Genomic DNA, 22391 nt, shown 5'->3' with positions numbered 1-22391 from the left:
GGTTACACCTCATCCATTACAGCATTGTTTTCGAAAGTAATATCCTGCATTTTCAGCGCTTTCTTATTTAAGCCATCGAGCATTAGACGTTGCCAGTGTCCATGTTGATTTACATAGAGTCCTTCATGGGTAAACTCACGGCCAGTAATGACGGGTTGAATGCCTAAGTCTTGTGAGTTTTTGGTCGCGCCATATTCCCAAGATTGACAACCACGCGAAATATCGCTCCAACGTTCCAGCCGTGCCTGAAAACCTTTTTGCTGTTCACGGAATTCAACTAAATCGTCCGGTGTACCAAGGCCCGATACGTTAAAGAAATCTTCGAACTGGCGAATACGGTTACGGCGCGCTTCACCAGATTCACCTTTAACGCCAATACATTGACTAATGACTTCAGTTTTATTCCATGCCACAGGGCGAACAATACGAAGCTGAGAACTAATTTGGTCCATAAAGAATAGGCTAGGGTACAAGTTTAAGTTTCTTAAACGATGCATTGCCCACTCAGCATATTTGTCGCCATATTTTTCGACCATATACGGCATAACTGTGCTGTAACCCGGACGAACTGTTGGATTCGGCATATCACTAAACAATACGCTATGGCCATTTTTGAAGCTGAACCAACCATCGTCAGTTTCTGAGTCACCGGCACCTAACTTGCTGTAGTCAAGCGTATCGAGTTCTTCACCTTTTGATGCATTTACTTGTTGGCGGTGTTGAACTGTAGAGACATAGTTATAGTGAACAGTGCTGACATGGTAGCCATCTAAGCCATTTTCATTTTGTAGCTTCCAGTTACCAGCAAAGGTATAAGATGACTTGCCCTGTAATACTTCGAGTTCACCTGTTGGCGACTGGTTAACCATTAAATCAAGGAACAGTTTTGCATCGCCCAAAAAGTCTTCAAGAGAATCTGTTGCTTGAGTATCAAGGCTGACAAATACGAAACCACGGTAGCTGGCAATACGACCTTGTTTTAAGCCACGGCTTGATTTATCAAAATCTTCACAATATTCGCTAGGTGCTTTGACTTTCACCAAACGACCATCTGACTTATAGCACCAAGCATGGAAGGGACAGGTAAATGTAGACTGATTGCCTTTAGCAATGCGTGTTAAGGTCGCACCGCGGTGTTCACAAGCATTCACCATCGCATGTAGTTCGCCTTTACCATCACGGCTTACAATCATCGGTTGACGACCAATTTGAACTGTTAGGAAATCATGATTGTTTGGAATCTCACTTTCGTGACATGCATAAATCCAAACCTTTTCAAAAATGAGTTCCATTTCCAAGTCAAACAGCTCAGGCTCGGTAAACATATTTCGTGCAATACGAAACACGCCATCGTTAGGACGGAAGTCGATACATCCATCTATAAAATCATTCCATTGTTTTAAATTAGATGAGGTCATTGCTCAATCCTCCAATCAATCAGCTTTTAACTGATTGAACCGCGATTAGGCCTGAGCCTCTATCCGTTTTTTCCAGATCTTTATCCACTTTGTGCAGTTTTGATTTTTTAATAAGACTCTTTTTAAGAGCTAATCGAGATTTAAATTTGTATATGTCTTAGCTTGTTAAACTTCCCTATAATGTTAGCGAGCATAAAATAAACTTTTGTGAACTAAGTCTATGAAAGAACAAAACTTAAAATTACAAATTAGAATTCTTTTAGAGCAAAACATCGCATTTGGTCCGGGTAAAGCAGATTTACTTGAAGCAATTGAGAAAACGGGTTCGATCTCACAAGCTGCAAAATCGATGAATATGAGCTACCGCCGTGCATGGCAGTTGGTCGACACCATGAATCAGTGCTTTGAAACAGCTTTAGTAGAAACTCAAACAGGCGGAACACATGGCGGTGGGGCCGCCGTCACAGCTTTGGGCCAGAAAGTCTTACAGCATTACCGTCAAATGGAAATCAATGCTCGACAAGCTTTAGAACATGATTATCAAATTATGAGTAGCTATTTAAAGAAATAAGATGAGGAATACTTTATAAATCAAAGAATTTAAGCGCGAATCAGTTTTATCTACCAATAGTTTTCAGTTGTTCAGAAAAAATATCCATCTTTATAAATAATTTCTACTTTTCATCGTCTATGGTTATCGCTATATTCTTGGGTATATATCGCTGCAAAAAAACGACAAAAAGGTAAAGCATAATGGTAAGTGATACGAAGATAAAAAAGTTGGCTTTAGCCTGTTCGGTGCTCAGCATAGGATTGGTCTTTAATGTTCCCACTAAGGCTGAATCGGTTACCGTTTATGCAGCAGCGAGCTTAACGAATGCGATTAACGATTTAGAAAAAATTTACGAAAAACAAAATAAAGTAGAAGTAAAAACTTCATATGCGGGTTCATCAACCTTAGCGAAACAAATTGAAGCTGGGGCACCCGCAGATATTTTTATTTCAGCAGATACCCAGTGGATGGATTATCTGCAAAATAAAAAAATAGTTGCAGCAAATAACCGTATAAATTTATTAGGTAACCGTTTGGTTCTAATTACCCCTAAAGGGCAGTCACTAAATGTAAAACTAGATAAAACCACCGACCCAAACAAAGTGTTTAGAGGCAAGATTTGTACAGGCGACACTAAAAGTGTGCCTGTAGGCAAATATTCTAAACAAGCTTTTATCAATTTAGGTTGGTGGAGTCGTATTGAGTCAAAGTTAGTCGAAACAGAAGATGTTCGAGCAGCACTAAACTTTGTTGCGCGAGGTGAATGTCAGGTTGGCATTGTCTATGCAACCGATGCAGCGATTAGTAAAGATGTAACGGTAGTTGGTGTATTTCCAGAAAATACGCATTCACCAATTATTTATCCCGTAGGGATAATTAAAAAGAATCCGAACTCAATGAAGTTCTATCAATTTTTACAAAGCAATCAAGCCAAAGCAGTTTTTAAAAAATATGGCTTTAGTGTGCTAGCTCCAGTCAAGCCATGATGTTTTCTTTAACCCCAGAAGAGCTCAGCGTGCTACAACTTTCTTGTAAAGTGGCAGCGAGTTGTCTTGTGGTCAGTCTTATTCCTGCAATTTGTGTGGGATGGTTTCTAGCACGTAAAGAGTTCTGGGGTAAATCATTCATTGAAACATTGGTATTTTTACCTTTGGTACTTCCACCAGTTGTACCAGGTTATTTACTTTTGCAAGTTTTTGGCAATCGCGGAATTATTGGGCAATATTTGGCGCCACTCGGAATTGATTTTGCATTTAACTGGAAAGGCGCAGTTCTTGCTTCGGCAGTGATGGGTTTTCCGCTATTGGTACAATCTATTCGACTAGCGATTGAACTGGTCGATCAGCGTTTAGAAATGGCAGCAAAGACATTAGGTGCTTCATCTTTAGGGGCATTTTTTCATGTCACTTTACCTCTTGCTAGCAGTGGTATTTTAATTGGTGCTATTTTATGTTTTTGCCGCAGTTTAGGTGAGTTTGGTGCCACCATTACCTTTGTGGGTAATATTTCAAATGAAACACGTACTTTACCTTTGGCCATGTATAGCCTAATGCAACAACCCGATACTGAGGCTGCTATTCAACGGCTTATTGTTTTATCGTTAAGTGTGGCTTTTTTAGCGCTATGGTTTGCACAGTGGTTTCATCGTTATCAAAAGAAGCGTTTAGGACGGTAAGGTTATGTTGATTGATTGCCGTTTTCAGCTACAAATGGGCCAATTTCATATTGAACCTAGTTTTCAGTCAGATGCTTCTGTTATTGGATTATTTGGTGCATCAGGTTCAGGTAAAACATCGATTTTACATGCCATTGCAGGGCTGAACACTCCGCGTAGTGGACTAATTAAAATACAAAACCAAACATGGTTTGATTCAGATCAAAAAATTAATTTAAACACGCAAAAGAGGCATGTTGGATTGGTTTTTCAAGATGCTCAACTTTTTCCACATAAAACGGTAAAGCAAAATTTATTGTTTGGTCTTAAGCACCTGTCTCAACAAGAACGTCACTTTGAAGCAGATTACATTATTGAATTATTAAAGTTAGGTCATTTATTACAACGCATGCCCATCAAACTCTCAGGTGGTGAAAAACAGCGCGTGGCACTAGGTCGAGCATTGTTATATTCACCTAAGCTGTTACTGCTTGATGAGCCATTATCAGCATTAGATGCGAACCATAAAGCTGAAATTATTCCTTTTTTTCAAAAGGTAAAAGAGGAACTAAAAATTCCGATGATTTATGTGAGTCATGATATTCAAGAGATTAAACAACTGACCGAAACTATGTGGATTTTATAATTTTTCATTTTTTTTATGCATTTCCAAACTTACAAGAGTCGGAGTTATAGAGAACTCATTCTGGGCCTGCGGGAGATTGAACTCTAAAAAGTTACTAGGTTTGATAAACCATAAATTTGATTTTAGCCGAATAAATCAAAACCTGCCTTATTGAAAATGATTATTAATAATAAAATATTCTTGACCTTTAAATTTAATAAAATCAATATAAAACAATATTTTAATTCACAATCCTAAGCTGTAACTCATTTGTATACGATCATAAATTAATCTTTTATCTTAATTTGCTCTTGATAAGAATGATAATTATTTGCAATTATATTTATAGATTTCTTTATAATATAAATTGGAGTATCCACATGCGCTCTACCATCGTGGTCACAGGTGCTGCAAGAGGGATAGGAGCGGCTATTGCCAAGCAACTACTAGATCAGGGCTATCATGTTATTGGTATTGACCGACAAGAAAATCCTAAACAATGGGATATCTGCAAAACAATAACGCCAGATCAATCTTCACAATGGCAGGGTATCTCACAAGACATTACCCATCAGCAAGAAACGCAAACTTTAATTTCAGAGCTTTTAGAAAGATACGAAATTACGGGGTTAGTAAATGCAGCAGGAGTATTAATTATGCGCTCCATGCTTGAAGCCAAAACGGAAGATTGGGAAACACTTTTTGCGGTCAATGTCATGGCACCTATTGCGATTAGTCAACAAGTTGCTAAACATTTTTGTGCAAAAAGGCGGGGTAGCATTGTCACTATTAGTTCAAATAGTGCGCGTATGCCACGTATGCAACTTGGTATGTACGCCACCACTAAGGCTGCACTGAGTCATTTTTGTCGCAATTTGGCACTTGAAATCGCACCTTATCAAGTCAGGCTGAATATCGTTTCACCTGGATCTACTCTCACTCAAATGCAGCAACAACTCTGGACTGATAATACACCTCCACCTGCAGTAATTGATGGTGATTTGAGTCAGTACCGAACAGGTATTCCTTTAAGAAAACTCGCGCAACCAGATGATATTGCCAATACCGTGAGCTTTTTACTTTCGGACCAAGCCGCCCAAATTACGATGCAAGAAATAGTGGTAGATGGGGGAGCTACACTTGGGGTCTAAAGATTACTTCCGCACAACAACCATCTGAAATTAAAAATATTTTGAAAGATAGAAAAGGAAAATACTAATGAGTATTCCAAAGATTGCAAGTTACAGTATGCCCCAAGCGCATGAATTTACTCCCAACAAAACAAATTGGCCATTGCATACCAATCGAGCTGTTTTATTGGTTCATGATATGCAGCAATATTTTTTAGATTTCTATGACTTGACTCAAGAACCTATTCCAGAACTCATTAAAAACACCAAAGCATTAATTGATGCCGCTCATCAGTCTAATATTCCCGTTGTTTATACAGCACAACCGGGCAATCAATCACCTGAACATCGACAGTTATTAACTGATTTTTGGGGACCTGGTTTAAAAAACGAGCCGAGCTTTACGCAGATTTTTCCAAAAATTTCACCTCAAAAAAATGATACGGTTCTTACCAAGTGGAGATATAGTGTTTTTAAATTTTCACCTCTCGAACAACTCATGCGAGAATCTGGTCGCGATCAACTGATTATCTGCGGGGTATATGCACATATTGGTTGTCTTATGAGTGCTGCTGAAGCTTTTATGCTAAATATCCAACCATTCTTATGTGGTGATGCACTAGCTGACTTTAGCCGCGAAGAGCACGATATGGCATTGAAATATGCTAGTACACGATGCGCTCAAGTCATGACAACACAACAAGTGATTCATGCATGGATACAAGAACAAGATGCACTATCTTTAGCATAATAGTCATTTAACTTATTCTATTTAAAATATAAAAAGCAGATCATCGATTTGCTTTTTATATGGGTGGAAATGAATACTTATTTAGTAATAATAATGGTTATCATTATGTATTTGATAATTACTTAATATTGAATATTAAAACTCATAAGTATATGATACACCCCTAAACACAAATGATAATATTTATCATCTGTTAATCATTATATGGAATGAGGTCGAAAAATGACTTAATGAAGAGCGTCGCAATATTGTTCAGCTCAAGAATGCTTTTATTCGCCAAGCGCGTACATGTAGGTAGTGGGGTAGAAATAATCTTAAATTATTCATAATCTTATAATCAGATCAAAGCTTATTTATAGGGCGATAAGCTCTGATTTATACATCAAATCATTTCCATAATTTTCAAAGCAGTATAGACAAAATAATTTTAAGAATTTCTATACTTTTCAACATTAAGGCTAATTAATCATGACGGCAACTTCAAAATCATTATTAAATGGACTACCAATAAAAAAATCGAGAATACAGGTTTTTGAAATTTTAAATCAAAATCCACAAGGCTTAAGCGCGGTGAGCATTTATGCGCAAATTAAAAATGAACATAAAATAACGCTAGGAACGATTTATCGAATCTTGTCGGAATTTGAAAACCGTAAACTCATCAAAAGAGTATTCCTAGGGAAAAGCAAGAGTATTTATAAGCTTAGAAAAGATAAAATGAGCTGTAACTTGATTTGTCTAAAAACCGCAGAAGCAACTAGCTATGAACATGAAAAAGTGAAAGAACTACTGCATGAAGTCATAGATGTTATTTTTGCAAATACAGGGACTAATATCAGTAGCATTGAACTTAATCTCTATACAGAATAAAAAGTTTAGATAGAAAAAAGGACAGCCTAAACTGTCCCTTTTTATTAAATTTGCTATTTGATGACTTTAATTCGAGTCGTAGCTGGAATAGTTAATGGGGAATTCTTTGAGTTTTCCGCAACATAAGTTTCCAGAGCATCAATATCTTGACCACCACCTACACGGTTTTGGCCTTCTTTTAATACCGTAAAGTTGTCACCACCATCTGCCAAGAAGCTATTTACCGTCACGCGATACACTTTTGTGTCAACCAACGGTGAACCAGCAATCATGATGTTACTTGCTCTTGGTAAAACAGATGTATTTGTCGCATATTGATAACTCAACTCTTTAGATGGCTGTAAAATTCTAGGCGAATTTGCATTTGCACCAGACCATTGTTGTTCAAGCACATCTCTAATCTGTTTGCCAGTTAAGCTCAATGTCACAATAGAGTTACCAAATGGTTGAACCGCAAAAACATCGCCAAAGGTAATCTGGTTGCTACTATTAATAAGTAGATCAGCACGCACACCGCCTGGATTCATTAGCGTAAAATCAGAGCCTTGATTACTTGCTTTTAAGGCAGCCGCTTGCTGAGCATCGGCAATCATAATACCTAGCGGACTTTCACCACTTTCGACTTGAGTACGACTTATTACTGCTGTTGCAGTTCCAACCACACGACTTGAAATGGTAGTCACAGCTTGGCGGTATTTATCTAAAATGGCTTCAATGCTTGGCGTTTTACTAAATTTTTGATAGAGATCTGTAAGGCTTACAGTGGTTGTCCCAGATGTGTAGGCTTCACTTTGTACAGGAACCTGTTTAGCATCCTTTTTAATCACATCACCGGTTTTACCATCAAGTTCAACCTTAATGTCAGTAATGAGCGTGCCATATTGTCCAGCTGAGGTAAGCAAGAATGGTTTTGCCGGATTTTTTGTAGCATAGTCACAAATATAAGATTGATGTGTGTGACCTGAAACAACAATATCAACTGCTGGATTAAGCTTATCCAAAATTCCTAAAATTGGACCACTTAAACCATCACAAGTTTTTTCATTAAACTTAGTACTCGGCGCTGCGCCTTCATGTACCACAACAACAATTGCTTCAATGCCTTGTTTTTGTAACTCAGGAATCAAGGCATTTACCGTATCAGCTTCATCACGAAACTCAACGTCTTTAATACCCGCCGCAGAAACAATACTTGGCGTCGCTTTAAGGGTTAAACCAATAAATGCGACTGGAATTCCACCATAAGTTTTGACTTTATATGCAGGAAAGATTGTTTTACTAGCGTCATTTTTCATTGCTACGTTAGCAGCAAGGAAATCAAATTTTGCACCACTAAAGTTTTTATTAATTTGACAAGGGACAGTGCTGGTATATTGCTGACATCCACCGTTTTTTAAACGGCGTAATTCATCTGTACCACGGTCAAATTCATGGTTACCCACAGCATTAAAATCAATTTGAATATCATTCATGACTTCAATAGTTGGTTCATCTAAAAATAAAGAAGAAGTGAGAGGAGAGGCACTAATTAAATCACCCGCCGAAACTACAGCATTATTTGGATTTTCTGCTTTAAGTTTTTTAATCGCATCTGCAAAGTAACTCACTCCACCGACAGGAATACGAACAGATTGAGCAGCATCATTTGGATTTGGTGCCTCGATATAACGCTTAGGGGGCTCAAGATTTCCATGAAAGTCATTAAAAGCTAAAATATTTACGGTTTGATTGCTTCTTTGGGCAGGTGGTGCTGTGTCATTATCATCATCGTCATTACATCCCGCCAATAACGCTACAGCCAGAGAAAGTGTTGTTACTTTAAAAAGTATTGTTAAATTTTTCATTTTTTTATCATTTGATCAATTAAGACGGATAAAAAATACGCTTTTAGTATGAATATTTGATGAAACACCCAATAAGCAACTATGTTCGGAATATTAAAATTTGGACAAAAAACACAATTATCGAACAATATCTTAGCTAGGGGTGGTCTACAAACCCAATTTTTTTATTTAGAATAAATTTTTAATTGCCTTATAAATCTTAATCAAGTGATTCATTTCATAAGATTAATATGAACCGGAGATAATTTATGCAATGGACTAAACCAGCTTTTACTGATTTACGCATTGGTTTTGAAGTTACTATGTACTTTGAAGCACGTTAATCAGCTTCATTCAAATATGTCATAAGCCCTAGTCTTGTTCTAGGGCTTATCTCTTTCTAATAAGATATTAATTTTATGTATATTTATGTTTTAGGTTCAGCTGCTGGAGGCGGATTCCCGCAGTGGAATTGTAATTGCCCGAATTGTCATGGTGTGCGCACAGGCACAATCCAAGCCAAACCCCGTACTCAATCATCAATTGCTGTTTCTGAAAATGGAACAGATTGGGTTTTATTAAACGCATCACCTGATATCCGTCAGCAACTCTTCGAATTTAAAGCAGCTCAACCAGCGCGTAAATTGCGTGATACAGGAATAACAAGCGTTATTTTAATGGACAGTCAGTTAGACCATACGACTGGGCTTTTAACCTTACGTGAAGGTTGCCCAATGAATGTATGGTGTACAGAAATGGTCCATCAAGATTTAACGAGTGGTTTTCCAGTTTTTAATATGCTCAAACACTGGAATGGTGGTCTTCAATACAACCAAATTAATCCTAAACAAGCCTTTAAAATTGATGGTTTCGAAAATTTAGAGTTTGTGCCTTTAATTATTAAAAGTGCTGCGCCGCCATATTCACCACATCGACATGACCCACATGATGGCGACAATATTGCTTTAATTATCAAAGATCATAAAACACAAAAGCAGTTGTTTTATGCACCGGGTCTTGGAAAAATTGATGATCAAATCATGCAGATTATGCAGAGTTCAAACTGCGTCATGATTGATGGTACGCTTTGGACAGACGATGAAATGCAGCAAACAGGGGTTGGAACTAAAACTGGCCGTGAAATGGGGCATTTATATATTAGTGGCGAGGGTGGTTCACTGTCTTATTTAAACCAGCTGAGTACACCTAAAAAAGTGCTAATTCATATTAACAATACCAATCCAATTTTAAATGAAAACTCTAGCCAGTTTGCTGAGCTTAAAGCAAATGGTGTAGAAGTTGCCTATGATGGCATGCAAATTGAACTCTAAGGTGAAACATGACTCAAACACCTGAAGCTTTAACAACCGAACAATTTAAACAAGCCATTATCGATAAAGGCCAGTATTATCATATTTATCACCCATTTCACGTGATGATGTATGAAGGTAAAGCCACCCAGCAACAAATTCAGGCTTGGGTTGCAAACCGCTATTACTATCAAATTAATATTCCGCTTAAAGATGCGGCGATTATGGCAAATTGCCCTGATCAACGAGTTCGTCAAGAATGGATTCAACGCATGATCGATCAAGATGGTGAATATCCTGATGGAGGTGGTCGAGAAGCATGGTTACGGTTAGCCGAAGCTGTGGGCTTGAGTCGTGAAGAGGTTATTTCCGAAGAGTTAGTTTTACCTGGTGTACGCTTTGCGGTAGATGCCTATGTAAATTTTGCACGTCGTGCTTCATGGCGTGAAGCAGCAAGCAGCTCTTTAACTGAACTTTTTGCCCCACAAATTCATCAGTCACGACTTGATTCATGGCCACAGCACTATCCATGGATTGATGATAAAGGCTATGAGTACTTTCGTTCCCGTTTAAGTCAGGCACGCCGTGATGTTGAACATGGTTTAACAATTACGCTTGATTCATTTACAACTTTTGAGCAACAAGAACGAATGCTGGAAATATTACAGTTTAAGCTGGATATTTTATGGAGCATTTTAGATGCTTTAACACTTGCACATGTTCACAATGAAGCACCGTATCACAGCGTGACAAGCAAACGAGTTTGGCACAAAGGACTATTTAAATGAATAAAGAGCAGTTTGATTTAAATCTTGTACCAACCTGGCGACAAGGTTACCGTTTTCAGTTCGAGCCAGCTCAAAATGGTTTTGTGATTTTATATCCTGAAGGCATGATCAAGTTAAATGAAAGTGCAGGGGCAATCGGACAATATATTGATGGGCAGCAAAATGTTTCTGCAATTATTGCCCAGTTAAAGCAAAAATTTGGTGATATTGCTGAGATAGATCAAGATGTAGTGGATTACATGCTGGTCGCAAAGCAGCAACACTGGATTGATTTAGTATGACAGAAGGTGTTGGCCTACCTTTATGGTTATTAGCGGAACTCACTTATCGTTGTCCGCTACAATGCCCATATTGCTCAAACCCATTAGACTATGCTCAGCATAAAAATGAGCTAACCACCCAAGAGTGGTTTGACGTTTTTGATCAGGCGCGTCAGATGGGTGCTGTTCAACTTGGTTTTTCTGGTGGTGAACCGCTAGTACGTCAGGATTTAGAACAACTCGTTGTACATGCTCATCAGCACGGGTTTTATACCAACTTAATTACCTCCGGTATGGGCCTTACCGAACAACGCATTGCTGATCTAAAACAAGCGGGCCTAGACCACATTCAAGTGAGCTTTCAAGCTAGCGATCCTGTGGTGAATGATGCATTGGCAGGTTCAAAGCATGCTTTTGAACAAAAGTATGAAATGTGTCGACTGGTTAAGAAATACGATTATCCGATGGTGCTTAACTTTGTTATTCATCGACATAACATTGACCAGATTGAACAAATTATTGAACTTTGCCTTGAGCTGAATGCTGATACAGTCGAGTTGGCAATTTGTCAGTTTTACGGCTGGGCTTTTTTAAACCGCCAAGGTTTATTACCCACACGAGAGCAACTGACACGAGCTGAACGGATTACCAATGAATATCGAGAAAAATTAAAAGCGCAAAATCATCCTTGCAAACTCATTTTTGTAGTGCCTGATTATTATGAAGAGCGACCGAAAGCCTGTATGAATGGTTGGGGTAAAATCTTCTTTACAGTTGCTCCAGATGGTATGGCGCTACCTTGCCATGCAGCACGACAATTGCCAATTTCGTTTCCAAATGTCCGCGAACATAAATTGTCAGATATATGGTACAAGTCAACTGGATTCAATCATTTTCGTGGTGATGCATGGATGCCAGAAGGTTGCCGTAGTTGCCCTGATAAAGACCGAGATTTTGGTGGATGTCGGTGTCAGGCCTATATGTTGACTGGAGATGCAGCTAATGCCGATCCTGTATGTGGGAAATCGCCGTATCATCAAATGATTGAACAAGCACGGGCAGAAAGTCAATTGGCTGCACCTTTGCAAAATTTAGTATTCCGTAATAGTAGAAACTCTAAATCTTTAAGCACCATACAAAATATTCCAGTCCACACGATTACAGATATATAGCAAGTAGGAAGGAATACTCATGAAGCCTAGCCATATTCCAGTTTTTGATGGACATAATGATGCATTAACACGCTTATGGCTAAGTGATCATCCAGATCCTGTACATGCTTTTGTTCATGAACGCCTATCAGGCCATCTGGACTTAAAACGCTGTCAAGAAGCTGGTTTTATGGGGGGAATGTTTGCGATTTTTTTACCCCCATACAACTATGTTAAGCAGCATCATCCCAATAAATTATTTGATCCGAATGCTTCTGATTTTACGCAACAGCAAATTGAACAAATTTGTTTAGAACAACTCGATTTAGCTCACCAACTTACTCAGTATTCTAAAAATATTAAAATCTGTACCTCGGTTCAAAATATTCAGGATTGTTTAGCAGAGCAAAAGCTAGCAATTGTATTGCATATGGAAGGTGCAGAAGCTTTACAACACAATCCTGATTTACTCGATGTATTTTATGAAAGAGGCATACGTAGTATTGGTCCCCTCTGGAATAGACCTACTCGTTTTGGACATGGTTTAAATGCTACGTTTCCTCACTCACCCGACACAGGAGCAGGTCTCACGAGTGATGGCAAAGATTTTGTAAAGCGCTGTGCTGATAAAAAAATGGTGATTGATGTTTCACATATGAATGAACAAGCTTTTTGGGATACTGTAAAAATATTGCAGCAGCCAATTGTAGCAACCCATTCTAATGTACATGCTTTATGCCCTCAAGCCCGTAATTTAACTGACCCACAACTCAAAGCAATTCGAGAAAGTAAAGGGATGGTCGGGGTTAATTTCGATGTCGCTTTTTTACGATCGGATGGACAACGAAATGCAGATACATCCATAGATGTAATTTTGGAACATTTAGAATATTTAATGGATCATTTGGGCGAAGAACATGTGGGCTTTGGTTCTGATTTTGACGGTGCACTCATTGGTACAGAACTTGAAGATGTGTCTGGCCTACATCGCTTAATTGATCGTATGCAACAGCGTGGTTATTCTAAAACACTGATTGAAAATATATGTCTTAATAATTGGGTGAGGATACTTTATAGAATTTTTGGTCAATAATGAATGACTAAACAGAGTTAATCTACAGAATCATAACTGTTTTTTTATTGGCCGAAATGACTAAAAAAAATACAAATAGTTTAATTGTCAACCATTCGGTATATTCACTACACTCAACCTTACTGAATGTAAGAACATTTGGTATTTCAGGTCTTTTGTGGTTTTCACATCACCCATTTCTTCATGAGAAGTAGAAATGGGTTTTTTCTTATCCCAATAATATAATGTGATGATCATCACAAGAATTACCAATTATTAGTAAAATCACTCAATCCTATCTTGACTAAAAGTTCAGCATTAAATACATTTGTAGTGTATTTAAAGATAATAAGATTGCTTAAAGCAATTCATAATACTGCTTAATCCTGAAATACAGCAAAAAGCCTATTCATAAAACAGAATAGGCTTTTTGCTTTGTATCAAAAGTTATTTTTACGGATTATAAGATTATTCAATTAACATAAAAATTAAACACATTACAAAACCGGAGCAAATGAAAGCCCTTAAATAACAAATTTTGTGCTAATAATTTAAGTTAATTTCTCAAAAGTTACTCCGTTAATCGAAGAGGTGCAAAATGTTAAAGTCAATTATAGTCTTAGGAACAGGTATTGCGATTGGGATGTGTATGTACAAGAAAAAGCAAAAGAACAGTAAGAGTTTTAACAGAGATAACGATACTGATTCAGTGATTAGTAAAGACTCTGCTAAAGACAAAGATGATGGTTCACTTGATAATGCAGTACACGTTTAGGTCTAAATAAAATTAGGGTTCAGGCCATGAACCCTTTTATTTTTATTAAGAATAAAAAGCCATAATTATTTTGAATTAGATTAGCTTAGAGATAATATTTAAATTAAATAATCACTCAACTATTCATTTAATTATTACAAAAGTATGATTAAAACAAAAAAAACACTTTGATTGTTAAAATTTACATAATGTATCAGTCGAGCCTTTATTATTATCGATGCGAATAATAAAAAAGGAGACTAATATGTCAAAACGCCATATTTTAAAAGAAGTGAATGCTAAAAGTATGTGTGGTATGGAAATCGTTGTTGAACAAATTTATGAAAATATTTATGAAAAAAACTTTGTTGATGCTGCAGTAGAGCAGAATTGGTTACCACTTTCTAAAATTGTAATTTCAGATAAGGTCATTAATTTAGATCAGGATAATAGCTTTGCTCATCCAAGAACAGGCAAAGTCTTTAAAGTCCTTAATTCCTAATGGTTCGTAGCCAGCAAGTAAGCTTTTATATTTCTAAGTGATAGAGGCGAAATATAGATACATTTCGCCTCAATGCATTAACTGAAAGCTAATTTTCTGACATATATGATTTAATTGAGAGAAATTGCATTTCTTAACTCGTGATTAGCCTTCGAATAGGTTAATTTATTTATGAAGTTTTTAACTATGTACTGATTTTTTATGTTAATTGAGATAGAAACTCATCCACTTGAACCATTTTTACCCCCAAATGCCCGTTTATTAATGTTGGGTAGTTTTCCACCACCACGTAATAAATGGAAAATGGATTTTTACTATCCAAACTTCCAAAATGACATGTGGCGTATTTTTGGTTTGATCTTTTTACAAGATAAAAACTATTTTTTAAGCGAAAACCAAAAAAATTTTAATGAAGAACGTATTCGAAGTTTCTTAATTGAAACTGGTATTGCAATCTTTGACACGGCTTATCAAATTAAGCGATTGAAGGGTAATGCCGCAGATAAATTTCTTGAAATAGTAACACCGACAGATCTTGCTACTTTGCTACAACAGATACCACTTTGTCAGACCATTATGACCACTGGCGATAAAGCGACTGACACTTTAATTTCAGTTTTACCAGAACACACCGAAAAACCTCTTATAGGAACTTCTACGTCTACTTACTTTGCTGAACGAAATATTGATTTATACCGTCTACCATCTTCTTCTAGAGCCTATCCATTAGCACTAGAGAAAAAAGCAGAGGCTTATCAAAAGTTCTTTAAAGAGATTGGTATTCTATAAATAAAACCAAATTACTCTCACATCATCCATTCAACCGGCAAATATGAAACTGCCTTAATCATGGTACGTTGGAAAAGACTCGTATCTGGGTCTTTTTCGTATTCAACCACTTTTCCATTCGATTGATAGTCTAACCAAACAATCTTGCCTTCACTATTTAACTTAAGTTGATAGGCGACTTGAGGTAAATGTTGATCAAGCATGACTGAAATTTGAGCTTGTAATTGACTCGACTCAATAACAAGACCGACCTCAGTATTTAAGTAAGTTGAACGTGGATCGAAGTTAAACGAACCAATAAACACTTTTCCATCTACATCAAAAAATTTGGCATGCAAGCTCGATTTATTTTTACCTTTTGCAGGGATTACACTTCCAGTCACCACTTCATACCATGTTCTGCGTCTGCGTTCTAAAAATGGCTTAAACTCAAATAGTTCCACTCCGCTTTTAAGCATTTCAACTCGATATTGACTATAAAAAGCATGCACAATCGCCACATCATTTGCAGCAAAAGAATTGGTTAAAACTCTGACTTTAACACCTTGTACCTTGAGTTGTTTTAAGTAGTAAGTGCCTTGTTGTGTAGGAACAAAATAAGCTGAAGCCAATTCGATATGCTGCTTTGGTTCCCCCATAATCTTCATGACTTGGCCATAGAGCATCTCTTCTTTGGAGGCTAGCCCTAATATTTTTTTAGGCGAATCTGCAACAAAGTGCGCTTTTGACCACTGGATTGGGTAGTGCTCTAAAAGTTCTTTTAAATAGCTTTGAGCATCGTAAAGCTTATCTTCGGTTTGAGTATGATTTTCACTTTCATGAATTAAATCATGGTAGTGCTGCCGTAACGATTGTAAGTGATGTATGGCACATGTACCCACCAGCTCAGTAGCATTTTGGCTTAAATCACTTTGCCAAAAATCATTAAAGACAGACTGTGCATGTTGTACCGTATGCCCATAAAATAAAATATCTAGATCTGTAAACTGAAACTTACTACTTGCGTCAAAATATTCACTACTAATATTTCGACCACCCGTTACGGCAATCACACCATCTGCAATAATTAATTTATTATGCATGCGATGGTTCACTTTCTTGAACCGGAAAATATAGTCTAAAATTCTTAAATATCTAAACTTGTAGGGATTGAATAATCGAATTTCAAAGTTAGGATGGTGTAGAAGACTTCTTAGAACACCATCAAGTTTTACTCCATTCTGATCGTCAATGAGTAACCGAACTTTTACACCACGATCTGCCGCCGTTAGTAACTCGTGCAGCATTAAGTTTCCAACAAAATCATTTGTCCAAATATAATATTGTAAATCGATTTTTTCTTTTGCATTTCTAATGAGATACATACGAGAAGCGATACTGATAAAGGCATCATCTAATGCCACAAAAGCAGTCAGTCCTTGTTCTGTTTTTTTTGTAGCTTGCTCATCATTCAACCAATTAAAGCTATTCGTCACTGTATCATTCTCATCAGGGTCGTATGTACCTTTATACGATGGTGTATTTTTAAAGCCCCAAGCATCTAATGCCATACTACTGTAATGCTGATAGAGTTGATTAATCATGTAAGCTTTGAAGTCGCATCCAAGATAAACACATCACAGCATTTTTATATTCAATTTATATGTCAAAATTCATATTAAACTCTACAAGTACTATCAGCCAAGCCTCAACGCCAGCAATTCCATAATATTTATAGGAGGCTCTAAGAAAACATATCCATTTAAAAATATAAAGTTAAATTTAACCATATTAAACCTAATGCTATATTTAATATTATTTTTCTAAGGATGCTTGAGATGAGTCATATAGGGTCTTGTCTATGCAATGAAGTTAAATTTTCAATTACTAATGAAATAAACACAGTCTATCACTGCCACTGTAGTCTTTGCCGTAAACAAACCGGAACGGGGGCAAATGCAGCAACATTAGTAAGCAAAGATAAATTTGAGTGGTTGTCAGGTTTAGAACTTGTCCGCACTTATAAAAAAGAAACAGGCTTCACATCTTCATTTTGCAGCCAATGTGGATCACCAGTACCTAACTTAGTAGGTAGCACTCAGTTTATGTGGATCCCTTTAGGTCTTTTAGATCAAGAGTTTACCGTACTAAAAAAACTTAACTTTTGCATTGTTTCAAAGTCAAATTGGGCCAATACAATTGCGGCTGATGAATCTTATAATCAACTTCCAACTTTGGATGAACTAAAAATATTTTTTGGTTAAAGTAGTTTCCATCTACAAAATGAGACTTAGTTTGCATTATCCTGAATTTTTTCGGATAGTTATGCTTGCAGCTTTCACAAAAACACATTAATTACAATTGGCAGTACAACAATTACATTAGAAAACATGATATCTATCATACTTCCTTAAAAGGCTGAGTGAGTAGCTTAACTATAAAAGGGAGAAAATAGAGATGCCACAATATTTAATCATCGCTGAGAATGTGTATAAAAAAATTGAGGACAAAAATTTATTTTCAGAAAGCTCAGCAGAGAACTTAAATCATTTAGTTGGTGCAATCCGTAACGAAATTAAAGGAACCAAGTTTAAACTTAAATATAATTTTATAGATTTTGAAGAATGCTTAACCAAGCCATTAGAAGAATGTGCCATAAAGTTAGACATGAGCCTGATGCCAAAATATAAAAATAAAGATGAATATATTCTTTGGCTTGCGGGTTTTATTGAAAGAATCACAACAGGAGGTGAGGCAAAGCTTCCACCAATCTCAAAATTTATTCCTCCAGATTTTAAGTTTACTTATGAAGAACCCCTCAAAGTATCATCTTCTACAGGGGATGATGGAGAGATGATCATTAATTATTTCAAGTCAGATGCTTTTACTAAAATTATAAAAGAAGAAAAATAAGTATATAAAAAATATAGAAGTGATCGTCCACTACACTTCTATATCTCGCTGTAAATTCAGCATCCGCCTACTGGGGCGGTTTTTTAATTTAGCCCACCTTATTCTTACAAAAAATTTAATTATCTTTTAGTCTCAAGTAAATATTAAACAGCCTTAGCAAATTAAAATATTAAGCACATTGAACATAAATTTAAAATTCGAGTGTTTTAGTAAAAGCTAAATACCAACCAATTTAATCAAGAATAAAAACCAAAAATAAATCACACTTCAAAAAAATAAATAGTTATATTACACATAAATTATCAATTAAAATTAAAAATACAGAAACAATTTAATAAAAATTAAAAACTTATTTTTATAACTTTCAAACTATACTCATATTTTATAAAGAATTAATAGGGAGATAAAAATGCCAAAATACTTACTATTAGCAGAAAAAATTAATAAAAATATTAAGAGTAATTATTCAAACAACCACTTTAAAAACTTAAATAACCTCCTTATGGAAATCAAAAAAGCTATTGCAGGTACTGAGCTAAAGTTTTTATATAACTTTGTCAACTTCGAAGGTTCTATTGTTAGTGTAAAAAATGAACTACCTATTAGATTAGATATGAGCTTGATTCCGAAGCATAAAAGCGAAGATGATTTTATTTTATGGCTGGCAGACTTTATTGATCGCATCACTATAGATACAAGCAAAGGTATTCATTAAAGAAAGCTTATGCTCAGGCAAGAGTATTTGAGAACAATCATATTTAAACTTATTTTCAATCACCAAATCGTAATAGGTAAAGCATCTAAGGTTCTTGTCTAGTGGCTGAATTCATATCATGTCGAACTCTGCTTATATTTTCATAAATGACTTTACGCATTCTATTTACTGCGCCTAATGGCTTATGCTCAGGTAAAGCATGCCACGGTGTAAAAGATAAATTTTCGCAGAAGTTGTTTTGTTCTGGTGTATCAAAGTCTTGCTTTGGTATGTGAATAGTCGCCACTTGATAAAAAGGAGCTTTATTTTCATCCCATTCTGTCATTGCATCTTCTACCACCATTTGACTTGAAGTACGTGGCTGAATAAGAAACTCCATACAGGCATCGGTATTTTGCAAAGTATTCTTTAAAGCTTCTCTTAAGAAATCATGACTAGGATTTTTAGGTAGATTATTTGGCTGCATTGAACAAGCACGAACTGAATATTTAACCGCTTTTCGGTCATTACCTAGCCCTAATTGATAGGGAACCATAGACCAGTAACGCGCATAGAGTGGGTTTGCGATTTGTGAATTACGTGCTCCGAGTGCATTCATAGTTCCTTTAACACCTAATGCAAATGGAATATGAAATTTTCTGATCATATTATGGCTATTCACATCATTCATAAAAGAAAGATATCGTTTAGCATCATTCACAAAAAAGACCGGATGATTAATCATAATAAAATCTTGCGTGGTTGCTTGTTTTTCACTTTCTAAAATTTTCTGTCCTGATACACCTAAAATTTTTATTGCTATTCCGCGTGCATCTTTGTCTATGTCGGCACTAGAGGCGTCATTAGAAGCATTTGAAAAGCGAATCCATGCTTGATAATTTTGATCTGGAATAAACATTCCTTTAGCAAACTGAGCTGGTATATTTTTTGAGACATGAAAATCGGCACGAACACAACCATGCGCCTTAGGATGTGCATCACGTAAAGCATTTCCTGCCGTATATTGTTCACGAATCGACTTTTCAATGACTTGAGCTATGTGATGGGCTATTAGTTCTTCATTAGGCTGTAACTTTTCTCCTAATACTGTGTCGATCTCTGGATAAGCGTTACTTTCCGAAAAGGTCTTTGCAGTTGACATTGTGTTGGAATATAAAGTTTCTGTACAACCTGATAATGCAAATATAAGAGGAGTAAATAAAAACAAAACTTTAAAATTTATAGGCTGTATAAAAGCTGTCATTTATTAACTCCTCAATGTAAAAATATTTTAGGATAATATTAAGATTTCATGTTTAATTTTATTTTGAACTTTATGATAAATATAAATTGTAAATAATTTAAACGTCATTGTTACTTATCTGAACAATAAAATAGGAATTATTATTTAATATAAAACCTCTTAATACATTAAGAGAATGTAGACATGATAACTAACTCACAAAATGTACAAAATAATACTAATACATCACCTCGCCCAATCACTCAGAATACACTTATTGATCGGTTTAGCCCTATTTATTGGAGAATAGACGGCCCGCAAACGATGTCTTTCGCCATTACGAACTATGGAAATGGTTTTGAAGCATCTTTTAGATCACGTATGACAAATGATTTGGTAGGAATTACTTGGGATTCTTATGACACTAAAGATCATAAATTTTTAGCGTATCAAACCAAATATAGCTATGCAGGGGTGGTTTGGGACTTCGATATTGAGTTATCTGCCACGATGCCAGTGCTTAACAATCCAAGTTTAACGCCCACTTTAACGGTGTACTATAATGAAAATGGCGTAAATAAAATTGCATATGTTGTTCTATTTAATTACGCAAATAATCCTTCCTCGCGAACGGCGCATATTCGTATTAATTGGGATACAGTAAAAGCAGGCTTCTCTGCTACAGATAGCTTTCCGGTAACCAATATTCAGCGAATCTCATTTTCTGGCTTTACCAGTGACTATAATGGTCAAACCGCTATACCTTTAAGTCAACCAAAAGATGGCTACATTCGCCTCACTAACTCCGTTGTAACTGGAACAAATGCAAAGTTAAATTTGAGCCGTGTAGTTGTGCCACAGCACAATTATGGCATCTGCACCAGCTATGATGACCACTATGACTTAAACCCGCAACGCCTAGTCAACAATATGGTCGCTTTGGGATACCAGGGTTTCGTTAACCACTATTGTGGAATGTCGCATTATCCGGAAATGACATGGAAAAGCGATATTAATAAATGGCAGATACCTGATACGTTGGTGACAGGCGAGGCGGTCGTTAACTCATGCACTCGTAAATGGCATGAGAAATATGCTCAAGCTTTACATAGCGCCAGTTTGCAACCCATTTTTGGGGTCAGCTTTGAAATGTATTCCTTGGGCGCCAATGAATATTGGGCACAGCGTGACTGGAACAGTAATTTAGGTAAAACAGGTTACCAACCACCGAGCTATTTTTTTAGTTTAAATCATCAGAATGCTTTGGCATATCTACATAAAGTCTTTATTGAGTTTGCAGATACAATGGTAGGGGGTGGATGCGATGTAAATATGCAGATTGGTGAACCTTGGTGGTGGTATAACACTGACACCAATCTACCTTGTGTGTATGACTACCCAACAAAATTGGCTTTTAATGCGGATACAGGATTATATGCACCAGATTTGGGTACTATTTATGAGGCAATGAATAAAACAGGAACGCCATATGATGAGTTTAAAACATGGCTTAGAAATAAATTAGGTCAAACCTGTCAAAATATTCGTACCGTGATCAAAGCAAAATATTCTACTGCCAAAGTTAGTCCTCTTATTTTCTTTCCTTCCATTCAGTCCCCAATTCAGACATTAGCTACTTATATTAACTATCCAAGCCAACATTATTCATATCCTAATTTTGATTACATGATGACAGAAGCTTATGACTGGTTGCTAGAAGCTCGCTTAGACTTGGCACATCAGGCAGTTTCCCAAATACCTATACAAGGGTTAGGCTATCCTGCCAATAAAGTCATTTATTTATCTGGTTTTGTTCCCGATGCCTCTATTGCTTATATCTATGGTTTTGATAAAACCAAGCCATATCGAACACCCATTTGGCAACGAATTTTTGGTGACATGAAAAACAATGTTTCTTTAGGGTTAATGAAGCAATTTATCTGGGCATATCCACAAGTTATGTATGATTCAATTACGATTGATACCACTCAAGCTCCAAATGGCTTCTTTGTTGAAAATACGCTTTATTCTCCAATTAGTGATAACACACCATATCCACCAGATATTTACCTATAACTAAAAAAAGCTGCTTATAAGATAATGATTTGATAA

At 36.4% G+C, this 22391-nt stretch carries 24 protein-coding genes; 20 read left to right on the top strand and 4 right to left on the bottom strand.

Translation table 11 applies throughout. From position 1 onward, the window contains the following. Positions 1-2 precede the first annotated feature (2 nt). Positions 3-1418, bottom strand: a complete 1416-nt coding sequence (gene antA / locus KTJ10_RS00540; RefSeq protein ID WP_262441089.1) for an anthranilate 1,2-dioxygenase large subunit — start codon at positions 1416-1418, stop codon at positions 3-5. 220 nt (positions 1419-1638) lie between these two features. Between antA and KTJ10_RS00535 the strand changes: the two genes are divergently transcribed. From KTJ10_RS00535 to KTJ10_RS00505, 7 genes are all read left to right on the top strand, one after another. Beyond that, positions 1639-1989, top strand: a complete 351-nt coding sequence (locus tag KTJ10_RS00535; protein ID WP_068565815.1) for a winged helix-turn-helix domain-containing protein — start codon at positions 1639-1641, stop codon at positions 1987-1989. 182 nt (positions 1990-2171) lie between these two features. Beyond that, positions 2172-2957 carry a molybdate ABC transporter substrate-binding protein gene (modA, locus tag KTJ10_RS00530; RefSeq protein WP_262441088.1) on the top strand — a complete coding sequence of 262 codons (786 nt, stop codon included), beginning with the start codon at positions 2172-2174 and terminating at the stop codon, positions 2955-2957. Beyond that, complete coding sequence (modB, locus tag KTJ10_RS00525) at positions 2954-3646, top strand: molybdate ABC transporter permease subunit (protein ID WP_262441087.1); 693 nt, start codon at positions 2954-2956, stop codon at positions 3644-3646. Before modA ends, modB begins: the two co-directional genes overlap by 4 nt. 4 nt (positions 3647-3650) lie before the next feature. Then, positions 3651-4271, top strand: a complete 621-nt coding sequence (locus tag KTJ10_RS00520) for an ATP-binding cassette domain-containing protein (protein WP_199976851.1) — start codon at positions 3651-3653, stop codon at positions 4269-4271. A 359-nt stretch (positions 4272-4630) separates the two neighbouring features. Next, positions 4631-5401 carry an SDR family oxidoreductase gene (locus KTJ10_RS00515; RefSeq protein ID WP_262441086.1) on the top strand — a complete coding sequence of 257 codons (771 nt, stop codon included), beginning with the start codon at positions 4631-4633 and terminating at the stop codon, positions 5399-5401. 67 nt (positions 5402-5468) lie between these two features. Beyond that, a complete protein-coding gene (locus KTJ10_RS00510; protein WP_262441085.1) occupies positions 5469-6131 on the top strand; it encodes an isochorismatase family protein in 663 nt (220 codons plus the stop codon). A 468-nt stretch (positions 6132-6599) separates the two neighbouring features. Beyond that, positions 6600-7001 carry a transcriptional repressor gene (locus KTJ10_RS00505; RefSeq protein ID WP_004792413.1) on the top strand — a complete coding sequence of 134 codons (402 nt, stop codon included), beginning with the start codon at positions 6600-6602 and terminating at the stop codon, positions 6999-7001. A 53-nt stretch (positions 7002-7054) separates the two neighbouring features. Here KTJ10_RS00505 and KTJ10_RS00500 read toward each other — a convergent pair whose 3' ends face one another. Then, on the bottom strand, positions 7055-8845 hold the full coding sequence (locus tag KTJ10_RS00500; protein WP_262441084.1) for a bifunctional metallophosphatase/5'-nucleotidase: 1791 nt from the start codon (positions 8843-8845) through the stop codon (positions 7055-7057). A 248-nt stretch (positions 8846-9093) separates the two neighbouring features. Here KTJ10_RS00500 and pqqA point away from each other — a divergent pair, with 248 nt between their 5' ends. The 9 genes from pqqA to KTJ10_RS00455 all read left to right on the top strand — a co-directional run bounded on the left by pqqA (position 9094) and on the right by KTJ10_RS00455 (position 15450). Next, complete coding sequence (pqqA, locus tag KTJ10_RS00495) at positions 9094-9168, top strand: pyrroloquinoline quinone precursor peptide PqqA (RefSeq protein ID WP_001982218.1); 75 nt, start codon at positions 9094-9096, stop codon at positions 9166-9168. Between the two features lie 75 nt (positions 9169-9243). Then, on the top strand, positions 9244-10155 hold the full coding sequence (gene pqqB, locus KTJ10_RS00490; protein WP_044103724.1) for a pyrroloquinoline quinone biosynthesis protein PqqB: 912 nt from the start codon (positions 9244-9246) through the stop codon (positions 10153-10155). Between the two features lie 8 nt (positions 10156-10163). Further along, entirely contained in the window at positions 10164-10922 is a 759-nt protein-coding gene (gene pqqC, locus KTJ10_RS00485) for a pyrroloquinoline-quinone synthase PqqC (protein WP_130172663.1), read from the top strand. Beyond that, a complete protein-coding gene (pqqD, locus tag KTJ10_RS00480) occupies positions 10919-11203 on the top strand; it encodes a pyrroloquinoline quinone biosynthesis peptide chaperone PqqD (RefSeq protein ID WP_004792407.1) in 285 nt (94 codons plus the stop codon). Before pqqC ends, pqqD begins: the two co-directional genes overlap by 4 nt. Further along, the gene (gene pqqE, locus KTJ10_RS00475; RefSeq protein WP_262441083.1) at positions 11200-12354 is read left to right on the top strand and encodes a pyrroloquinoline quinone biosynthesis protein PqqE; all 1155 of its coding nucleotides are present in this window, start codon (positions 11200-11202) and stop codon (positions 12352-12354) included. Before pqqD ends, pqqE begins: the two co-directional genes overlap by 4 nt. Positions 12355-12373: 19 nt before the next feature. Beyond that, a complete protein-coding gene (locus KTJ10_RS00470; RefSeq protein ID WP_262441082.1) occupies positions 12374-13426 on the top strand; it encodes a dipeptidase in 1053 nt (350 codons plus the stop codon). Positions 13427-14003: 577 nt separating this feature from the next. Then, positions 14004-14180, top strand: coding sequence for a hypothetical protein (locus tag KTJ10_RS00465; protein WP_086264677.1), 177 nt, complete (start codon positions 14004-14006; stop codon positions 14178-14180). A 244-nt stretch (positions 14181-14424) separates the two neighbouring features. Further along, entirely contained in the window at positions 14425-14661 is a 237-nt protein-coding gene (locus tag KTJ10_RS00460; protein WP_262441081.1) for a hypothetical protein, read from the top strand. Between the two features lie 201 nt (positions 14662-14862). Beyond that, on the top strand, positions 14863-15450 hold the full coding sequence (locus KTJ10_RS00455) for a uracil-DNA glycosylase family protein (RefSeq protein WP_262441080.1): 588 nt from the start codon (positions 14863-14865) through the stop codon (positions 15448-15450). A 17-nt stretch (positions 15451-15467) separates the two neighbouring features. Here the strand turns inward: KTJ10_RS00455 and KTJ10_RS00450 are convergent, their stop codons facing one another. Further along, on the bottom strand, positions 15468-17033 hold the full coding sequence (locus KTJ10_RS00450) for a phospholipase D family protein (RefSeq protein ID WP_086264680.1): 1566 nt from the start codon (positions 17031-17033) through the stop codon (positions 15468-15470). 225 nt (positions 17034-17258) lie between these two features. Between KTJ10_RS00450 and KTJ10_RS00445 the strand changes: the two genes are divergently transcribed. The 3 genes from KTJ10_RS00445 to KTJ10_RS00435 all read left to right on the top strand — a co-directional run bounded on the left by KTJ10_RS00445 (position 17259) and on the right by KTJ10_RS00435 (position 19057). Beyond that, positions 17259-17693 carry a GFA family protein gene (locus KTJ10_RS00445; protein ID WP_199976867.1) on the top strand — a complete coding sequence of 145 codons (435 nt, stop codon included), beginning with the start codon at positions 17259-17261 and terminating at the stop codon, positions 17691-17693. A gap of 193 nt (positions 17694-17886) precedes the next feature. Beyond that, positions 17887-18342 carry a hypothetical protein gene (locus KTJ10_RS00440; protein WP_086264682.1) on the top strand — a complete coding sequence of 152 codons (456 nt, stop codon included), beginning with the start codon at positions 17887-17889 and terminating at the stop codon, positions 18340-18342. A gap of 409 nt (positions 18343-18751) precedes the next feature. After that, on the top strand, positions 18752-19057 hold the full coding sequence (locus KTJ10_RS00435; protein ID WP_199976868.1) for a hypothetical protein: 306 nt from the start codon (positions 18752-18754) through the stop codon (positions 19055-19057). Between the two features lie 85 nt (positions 19058-19142). Here the strand turns inward: KTJ10_RS00435 and KTJ10_RS00430 are convergent, their stop codons facing one another. Continuing rightward, positions 19143-20300 carry a catalase family protein gene (locus KTJ10_RS00430; protein ID WP_262441079.1) on the bottom strand — a complete coding sequence of 386 codons (1158 nt, stop codon included), beginning with the start codon at positions 20298-20300 and terminating at the stop codon, positions 19143-19145. 183 nt (positions 20301-20483) lie between these two features. On the opposite strand from KTJ10_RS00430, the gene KTJ10_RS00425 reads away from it, so the two are divergent. Beyond that, positions 20484-22355: a phage capsid protein gene (locus tag KTJ10_RS00425; protein WP_262441078.1), complete on the top strand. Its 1872-nt coding sequence runs from the start codon at positions 20484-20486 to the stop codon at positions 22353-22355. Positions 22356-22391: the final 36 nt, after the last annotated feature.

This window comes from Acinetobacter sp. WU_MDCI_Abxc222, assembly GCF_025514755.1.
In the GTDB taxonomy this organism is placed as follows: Bacteria; Pseudomonadota; Gammaproteobacteria; order Pseudomonadales; family Moraxellaceae; genus Acinetobacter; species Acinetobacter geminorum.
This window is presented reverse-complemented; position numbering and strand designations above follow the sequence as displayed.